This is a genomic window from Nonomuraea longispora, from assembly GCF_004348345.1.
Taxonomy (GTDB): Bacteria; Actinomycetota; Actinomycetes; order Streptosporangiales; family Streptosporangiaceae; genus Nonomuraea; species Nonomuraea longispora.
The window spans coordinates 1-960 of sequence record NZ_SMJZ01000446.1 but is presented as its reverse complement, the minus strand read 5'-3'; the positions used below and the strand labels follow the sequence as shown (position 1 = coordinate 960).

Genomic DNA, 960 nt, shown 5'->3' with positions numbered 1-960 from the left:
ACAACGGATCGAACACCCGGCAGATCTCGTCCAACGCCTCAGCGAACACCGCGAAGTGCTCAGCCAGCACCGAACCCATACCGACCCGCTGACTACCCTGACCCGCGAACAACAGGGCCAGCTTCCCAACAGGCATGACCCCCACAGGCTCCAGCGCCCGCAGGCCCGCCACCAACTCGCCCCGATCAGCACCCACCACGACCGCACGCTGCTCCAGCACCGCCCGACCCGTCGCCAGCGACCACGCCGCATCCGACACCGCAACCGACGACTCCGACTCCAGCCACGACGCCAACCGACCAGCCTGCGCCCGCAACGCCCGCCCGTCCTTCGCCGACACCAGCAACGGCACCACCGGCCCGGGCTCCACCGGCTCAGGCTCCGGCTCCACCACCGGACCCTGCTCGATGATCACATGAGCGTTCGTGCCGCTGATCCCGAACGACGACACCGCCGCCCGCCGAGCACGCCCGTTCTCCCGCCACGGCCGCGCCTCGGTCAGCAACTGCACCGCACCCGCCGACCAGTCCACATGCGGCGACGGCTCATCAGCATGCAACGTCCGCGGCAGCATGCCCTTGCGCAGCGCCATGACCATCTTGATCACACCGCCCACACCTGAGGCAGCCTGCGTGTGACCGATGTTCGACTTCAGCGAGCCCAGCCACACGGGCCGGTCCTCGGGCCGCTCCTGGCCATAGGTGGCCAGCAACGCCTGGGCCTCGATCGGGTCGCCCAGGGTCGTACCGGTGCCGTGCGCCTCCACCGCGTCCACCTCAGCCGGCGACAAACCCGCGTTCGCCAGCGCCTGCCGGATCACCCGCTGCTGCGACGGACCATTCGGAGCCGTGATCCCATTACTCGCACCATCCTGATTGACCGCACTACCCCGCACCACGGCGAGGACCTGATGGCCGTTGCGCTCAGCGTCCGACAACCGCTCCACCAGCAGCACACCAA

At 69.1% G+C, this 960-nt stretch carries 1 protein-coding gene; it reads right to left on the bottom strand.

Annotated features, from left to right (window positions below):
• Window positions 1-946 (bottom strand): ketoacyl-synthetase C-terminal extension domain-containing protein (locus tag E1267_RS43865; protein WP_342774969.1); only part of this gene is annotated, 946 nt, incomplete at its 3' end.
• Window positions 947-960 lie beyond the last annotated feature (14 nt).